This window comes from Rheinheimera baltica DSM 14885, assembly GCF_000425345.1.
Lineage (GTDB): Bacteria > Pseudomonadota > Gammaproteobacteria > Enterobacterales > Alteromonadaceae > Alishewanella > Alishewanella baltica.
Window position 1 is genome coordinate 65,087 of sequence record NZ_KE384354.1, and the last position, 7,080, is coordinate 72,166.

At 43.9% G+C, this 7,080-nt stretch carries 5 protein-coding genes and 1 pseudogene; 4 read left to right on the forward strand and 2 right to left on the reverse strand.

What is annotated here, in order from left to right:
• Positions 1-48: 48 nt before the first annotated feature.
• Complete coding sequence (locus H595_RS0121315; RefSeq protein WP_027672938.1) at positions 49-2,655, reverse strand: TonB-dependent receptor plug domain-containing protein; 2,607 nt, start codon at positions 2,653-2,655, stop codon at positions 49-51.
• 220 nt (positions 2,656-2,875) lie between these two features.
• On the opposite strand from H595_RS0121315, the gene H595_RS23335 reads away from it, so the two are divergent.
• From H595_RS23335 to trhO, 4 genes are all read left to right on the forward strand, one after another.
• The gene (locus H595_RS23335) at positions 2,876-3,463 is read left to right on the forward strand and encodes a GNAT family N-acetyltransferase (RefSeq protein WP_037055819.1); all 588 of its coding nucleotides are present in this window, start codon (positions 2,876-2,878) and stop codon (positions 3,461-3,463) included.
• Positions 3,464-3,499: 36 nt separating this feature from the next.
• A complete protein-coding gene (locus H595_RS0121325) occupies positions 3,500-4,840 on the forward strand; it encodes an NAD(P)/FAD-dependent oxidoreductase (RefSeq protein WP_027672939.1) in 1,341 nt (446 codons plus the stop codon).
• Between the two features lie 178 nt (positions 4,841-5,018).
• Positions 5,019-5,660, forward strand: a complete 642-nt coding sequence (locus H595_RS0121330; protein ID WP_027672940.1) for a LysE family translocator — start codon at positions 5,019-5,021, stop codon at positions 5,658-5,660.
• A gap of 130 nt (positions 5,661-5,790) precedes the next feature.
• On the forward strand, positions 5,791-6,705 hold the full coding sequence (gene trhO / locus H595_RS0121335) for an oxygen-dependent tRNA uridine(34) hydroxylase TrhO (RefSeq protein ID WP_027672941.1): 915 nt from the start codon (positions 5,791-5,793) through the stop codon (positions 6,703-6,705).
• Between the two features lie 49 nt (positions 6,706-6,754).
• Here trhO and H595_RS0121340 read toward each other — a convergent pair.
• Positions 6,755-7,080: pseudogene (locus H595_RS0121340) on the reverse strand (IS4 family transposase); the annotation flags it as partial.

Below are 7,080 nucleotides of genomic sequence, written 5' to 3' on the forward strand. Positions count from 1 at the left end.
GAAAAAAATCCGCCAATTGGCGGATTTTTTATTTGTTTCTAACAGTGATTAGAACTTATAAGTACCTTTTAAGTAGTAATAACCACCATTGATACCCATTGGGGAAGTTTCGTAGTATTTACCACCAAAAGCATTATTAGGTTCACCTACAGCGCTAAGGTTAAGTCGCTCTGGTTTAGTATCAAAAATATTTTGAGCACCTAACGATACAACAAACTCATCGTTGATAAAGTAACTAAACTCAGCGTCAAACGTTACTTTTGCTTTTGCATTAACTTCAGTACCTGGCTCACTTGGTGTACCAACCCAGTCAACGTGGACACCTTGATATTCACCAAAATAATTGGTTCTTACAAAGACAGACCAATCATCGTAGCTCTGGTTCCAGGTTAACGTTGCGCGGTGGTTTGGTAAATCATTTTCCAGTCTCGATACCTTATCTAAACCAGTGATTGCTGTAGCGCTCTTAACTGACGTATCGTTCCAGTTGTAGGCGAAGTTGAAGCTACTGCGGCCTTCAAGTAAGTAGGTAGAATAGCTAGCAACAAAATCAATACCTTGTGTTTTGGTATCGAAATCGTTCGTAAAGAAGCTAACCTGCTGAATGGAATCAACGTTTTTTACGCCTGCAGCTTTAAGTGCCTCACGGTTAGCGTCGGTTAAATTAATTTTACTTGACTGACTAATACGATCATCTACATCAATACGGTAGTAATCAAGGGTCATAAAGATATCGCCACCTGAATACACCACACCTGCAGCAAAACTGGTTGACTCTTCAGGTTGTAATTCAGAACCGCCCAATTCAATTGAGACAGGGTTGGTAGGTGGTAACAATGCAGAATCTACTAACAAACCTGATTCCAGGTTTGTTTGCACGTTACTTACGTTTGCCTGACCAACGGTTGGCGCTCTAAAGCCAGTGCTGTGTGAGCCGCGAACTGCCCAGTCATCTGTTAGGCGATATTGTGCAGTCAGTTTGTAATTTAATGTCGAGCCAAAGGTATCATAATCTTCAAAACGCAAGGCGAAACCCATTAACAGAGCTTCTGTCATTTCTGCTTCAATATCAGTATAGAACGCATAGTTTCTGCGTGATGAAACACCGGCATCTTCAGGCTTAAAGCCAGGGAAACCGTTTGAGCCAATGCTGAAACCTTGGTCAACAAACTGACCAACTTCGAATGAAGCCGAATCACCTGCAACCACTTCAAAGGTTTCTTCAGTCCATTGTGCACCAAAAGCAACGGTTAAGTCTTCATACAAGCCAGCAGGTACAAATTTAACGAAATCAGCTGTAAAGTTTTTCTCCAGCTGAATATATTTGCCCGGATTAAACTCGGTTGGCGAATCCAAACCTAAAGAAGCATTGATGGTGTTAGTCATCATATAGCTGGACTCATTTCGGCCAACAGAGCCGCTAAAGTCATACAAGATGTCTTCCAGCATACCGCTTTTAAACGCACCCTTAGTACCCGCGGTGATTGAAGTATCTGTAACATTACCACCAAACGTTGGTGTGAAACCGCCAGGGAACATAGAGAAGAAGGTGAAACAATTTGATGGTAACGCGCCTACAGCCGAATTAACCGCGTCAAATGGCAAGTTACTACCGCTACCGTCTTTAAGTCCAATAGTTGGACACGCACCAGCAGCCAAGTCAGTGTTACCAATTAGTAAGGTCTCACCACCATCATTAGAGAATACACCGCCACGGTTATATGGATTGCGATAGTAAAAACCGCCAGTAACATCCCGCTCAGAGTAGTTACCAAACAGGTAGGCTTCTCTACCATTGCCCAAGTCTAAACCCGAGTTAATAAAGATTGTAATATCATCACTAATTTCTGGCGAACCCCATACCTGGGCAATAGGTGCAATATTTGGGTTACCGCCATCAGCAAATGCCTGAGCATCCGGACGTTGTTCACTGCGGCTTGTCGGGTCTACATTTTTATATTGAAAACTGGCGTTAACAAAACCGTTATCAGTTAACGGCATACCAATGTTGCCGGCAAACTCAGTGCTGGTGCCATCACCTTCGTAGTATTCACCATGTTTTACTTCAAAACTGCCGCCTTGGTCGGCATTTTTCAAGACAAAGTTAATTACCCCTGCAATAGCATCAGAGCCGTATTGTGCAGCAGCACCATCACGTAAAATTTCTACTTGTTTTAATGCAATACCAGGGATAACTGATACATCTGCGCCTTGGGCACCATCGTTAATACCGCCGCCTAAAAATGCAATAACGGACGACTTATGGCGGCGTTTACCATTAGTTAATATCAAGGTGCTGTCTGCAGATAGACCACGCAGGTTCATTGGACGAACCAGCGTTGCAGCATCACTGATAGGGTTAGAGTGTACGTTAAGTGATGGTACCGTTGTTGTTATCAGGTTAAGCATATCTGTACTGCCATTTTTTGACAGTTCTTCACCACCGATAATATCAATAGGTACTGGCGAGTCACCAATAGATCGTGGTGCTGAACGCGAACCAACGACGGCAATTTTTTCAACGGCTTTTTCTTTTGTTGCGTCTGCCGTTTGCTGTTCCTGAGCAACCGCCACACTTGCACTGATGCATAAAGATGCCGCTAACGCGAACTTTACCGACCGCGCAACCGGATTATAGTTGTTGTGGATTTTCATAGTTTATTCCTGGAATTATTAGTTATTTGCCTGACGTATATGCTTTTATTATGTCGTCGTTATAACAATATTTGATAAATCGGTGGTTGTCTATCGTATATTTACGTTAATTCGTCGTTGATACGGGGACTTAGTGAGATAGTTAAAATTGTTGTTAACCATTGCCAACGTCAATTAGCTGCTTTATAAAAGTCTGCAGATCAATTTACTGGATGTGAAAATGCAATACCTGCCGTTAACCGAAGCTTTTTTCCCCGCAGTCGTTTTGTTAGCCAACCAGATACACGGTGATAATTATCTAACAGTTTCAGAATTGCAGCAGATGTGGCAGTCAGGTATCAAAAATAATATTAACGCCAGTTTTATCGCTTTAGATAATACTACGGTTGTAGGGTTTCGTATTAGCTATGCGGCTGGGCAATGGCTGCAAGATAAGTGGTGCAGTGTATCGCTTTGGCCTGTGTCATCGACAAAGATGGCGTACTTTAAATCAGTTGGCGTAAAGCCCGAGTATCGTGGGCAGGGCGTTGCTAAAAATCTATTACTGCATTCAATTTGTGCATTACAACAACAAGGTGCAGAGGCCGGTTTAGCGCATATATGGCGTGAAAGTCCAGGCAATGCGGCACAGTTATATTTTGCTAAAGCAGGCGCAAAATTGCTTTATGTTCATCCGGATCGCTGGCGGCATTTATCTGAAACCATGGGCTATATTTGCCCGTGTTGTGGCAATTTGTGTCGCTGTACTGCAGCAGAAATGGTATTACCGTTTGCTAAAATTGACAATTCATTGGCCGTGTCAGAATAGTTTAAGCTCGCTCACAAGCGAAGTGTGGAGTAAGTAATGTACGATCCGCTGGTTCACAGTAGTATAGAGCAGGGGGCGAGCTATCCGGCTTCGTACTGGTCCGCCAACACATCTCTTCAATCATTAGGTACTTCTTTACAACATGATATCAATACCGATGTTGTAGTTGTCGGTGCCGGTTACACCGGATTGAGTTGTGCTTATCAACTAGCAGCACAGTTTTCCCGCGAGGTGACGGTAATAGAAGCAAACAATACCGGCTGGGGGTGCAGCGGGCGCAATGCTGGCTTTGTTTTACGTGGCACAGGTCGTTTGGGGTTGTCACAATTAAGTAAAAAATTCGGCCTTGATACAGCAAAATTATTTCATCAGGAATATGGCGCTGGTATAGCTCAGGTTCACCGGATGATAGCCGAGGGCAATATTGTCTGTGAGCCTCAGCCACCAGGTTACTTGAAAGTGGCACATACCGCAAAACTAGGCCGCGATTTACCCGTACAAGCTGAGTATTTACAACGTAATTTCGCGTATCCTGTGCAGTATGTTTCAGCAGATCAATTGAAACGCGATTACATGCAAAATACCCAAGCATTTGGTGCTATCCGTTTTCCTGATTGCTTTGGAGTTAACCCAATGGCGCTGGCACAAGGGTATGCCAGTTTAGCCAAGCAGAGTGGGGTTGTTGCGTATACGGGGACACCAGTGTTGCAATGGCGGCAACAACCGAAGGGGTTTATTGAGGTACAGACTCCATCAGCGACAGTGCGTTGCAAACAACTTATTTTCGCTACCAATGGCTACACACCAAAAAATCTTTTCCCGCAGCTGAATAATGCGTGTTTGCCGGTTCTTAGTAGCGTGATAGTGACGCAGCCACTGAATGCAGAGCAACTTGAAGTAAGTGGTCTTAATCATACTCAGCTGGTTATGGATACCCGTGCGCTAAAATATTACTACCGTAAACTACCCGATAATAGGCTGCTTTTTGGTGGACGCAGTGCGGTGCATGGCAAGGATGCGACCAAGCCTATTTATCCCGCGCGATTACTTAATGCATTGAAAGCCTGTTTTCCGATGTTGGAGTCGTTGCGATACGACTATCATTGGAGCGGCTGGGTAGCAGTTTCTTATGATGACTTACCCAGAGTCTGTGAAGCGCAACCTAATGTGTTTTACAGTGCCGGTTATTGTGGCAGTGGGGTATCGTTCAGTACATTAGCCGGCCTACGGTTAGCACAACTAGCAATGGGCCATGGCTTGCCTGCGCTGCCGCTATACCAATCATCGCTACGGCCGTTTCCATTGCCAGGTTTTAGACGTATTGGGCAGCAAGCGTTTTATCAGTGGGGGCGATTTAAAGACCATTTTTTGTCGTAGCTTTTCTGGTGTACTTTTTAGTGCAAATAGTAAGTGCGCAGAGGCAATCGCGGCTTAACGCTGTTATCGCTGAGTAACGATTTGCTAATCACAGGCTGCGATTAAGATAGATTATTTGCTGGTGTCCACCCTGCATAAGTCTTTAAAATGCCGTTTTTAGCCATTGGAATAATGTTGTATGAGTTTTTGGCCTGAGTTTTTATTAATTGCCTTTGTGCACCTAATGGCCGTCGCTAGCCCGGGGCCGGATTTTGCCATTGTACTGCGCTATGCGGTTCGTTTTGGCAGACAGCAGGCACTTGCAGCCAGTATAGGTATTGGGGTTGCCATATTATTGCATATCACGTGGTCACTCGTTGGTATTGCCGTGCTAATCCAGACAACACCCTGGCTGTTTAAGGCATTGAGCATAGCAGGAGCAGCGTATTTGGCCTATGTTGGTGTAATCGCACTGAAAAGTCAGCCGCCATCAGTGTCAGAACAGCCAACGGACGAAAGTGCTAATGAAAAAGTACCGTCGGTAAAACGAGCCTTCATTGCCGGCTTTATTACCAATGGGTTAAACCCTAAAGCAACGTTATTTTTTCTATCGCTGTTTGCTGTCATCATTTCCCCTATCACTCCGCTTATGTACAAAATTGGTTATGGAATCTATATGTCAATAGCGACCGCGGCATGGTTTTGTATGTTATCTGTTGTGCTAACCCACACTAAAGTAAGAGGTTTTTTACTTCTAAAAGGCTATTGGTTCGACAGGGCGATGGGCTTATTATTGCTAGCACTTGCGGCTCATTTGGTGGTGAGCAGTCTTAGTCGCTAATACTTATAGTAACGAGGTAAAACCACATTTTATTTAAGGGTTTTATTGCTATAACTGTCGGCACCGTTATAATACGCGCGGTTTTTAATGTTGCTCCGGATTTACGGTCCGGCCTTGCAAGAGGTTAATTATGTACGTTGTAGCTGCACTTTATAAATTTGTTCACTTACCCGATTACGTAACGCTTAGAGATGCGTTATATGAGACGATGGTTGCCAATAATGTTAAAGGTACATTATTGCTGGCTGAAGAGGGGATTAATGGCACCATTTGCGGTTTGCGAGCCGGTGTGGATGCTGTTAAAGCCTGGCTAGATGCTGATGGGCGTTTTACCGCGTTAAGTTATAAAGAATCGTTTGCGGAAGAGCTGGCGTTTTATCGCACCAAAGTTAAGCTGAAAAATGAAATTGTTACCATGGGTGTCGCAGGTATTGACCCTGCACATATTGTTGGTACCTATGTTAAAGGTGATGATTGGAATCAACTTATTTCTGATCCAGACACCATTGTGATTGATACACGCAATGATTACGAAGTTGCCATTGGTACCTTTAAAAATGCTGTCAATCCAAACACGACTACCTTTCGTGAATTCCCGCAGTGGGCGGCAGATAATCTGGACAAAACCAAGCACAAAAAAGTGGCTATGTTTTGTACCGGAGGTATTCGTTGCGAAAAATCTACTGCGTTCTTAAAAGAGCAAGGCTTTGATGAGGTTTATCACCTGGATGGCGGTATCTTAAAATATCTGGAAGAGACACCCGTTGAGCAAAGCCTGTGGCAAGGTGAATGTTTTGTATTTGACCAACGCGTGGCAGTTAAACATGGCTTAGAGCAAGGTAGTTATGATCAATGCTACGCCTGCCGCATGCCATTGTCGGCTGATGAAATGTTATCAGAGCATTATGTTAAAGGTCTGAGTTGCCCGCACTGTTATGATAAAACAACAGAAGAACAAAAAGCGGCCTTTGCAGAACGTCAGCGTCAGGTTGAATTAGCAAAACAACGTGGTGAAAAGCACATCCGAGATGGAAAGTTTGAATAAGGTTTAATAACTTATCGATAGTAAAAGCCAGCATAATGCTTAATGCCGATCAGTTAAGGTGAGCGGCATTTTTACTTTTAGCCACCGGGTAGCGATTTTTCGATACCTTTAGCGTCCTTGGATAACTGCGTTCTCGCTTTCCTTCAAGCTTGAATTGACTGGCATTTTTTTCTATTTCCAAGATGAATCCGGGCACATTACCCGGCGCATAAATTGGCATCAGAGTGAGCTTGTGGATGATGTGCGATGAGGCATCTCTAAAGCTCAGTTGGTTTGGGAATACACTTTTAAGGGACTTGGCCATCAATACCATTTTGTATCGAATTAAATTGTAAGCGAGCAACACCCCCCATAGCTCCTGCCGGATAAGCTCTG

Bases quoted from the DNA above. Each gene is read 5' to 3' on its own strand.
- H595_RS0121315 (WP_027672938.1), bottom strand. From the start codon at position 2,655: ATGAAAATCCACAACAACTATAATCCGGTTGCGCGGTCGGTAAAGTTC.
- H595_RS23335 (WP_037055819.1), top strand. From the start codon at position 2,876: ATGCAATACCTGCCGTTAACCGAAGCTTTTTTCCCCGCAGTCGTTTTG.
- H595_RS0121325 (WP_027672939.1), top strand. From the start codon at position 3,500: ATGTACGATCCGCTGGTTCACAGTAGTATAGAGCAGGGGGCGAGCTAT.
- H595_RS0121330 (WP_027672940.1), top strand. From the start codon at position 5,019: ATGAGTTTTTGGCCTGAGTTTTTATTAATTGCCTTTGTGCACCTAATG.
- trhO (WP_027672941.1), top strand. From the start codon at position 5,791: ATGTACGTTGTAGCTGCACTTTATAAATTTGTTCACTTACCCGATTAC.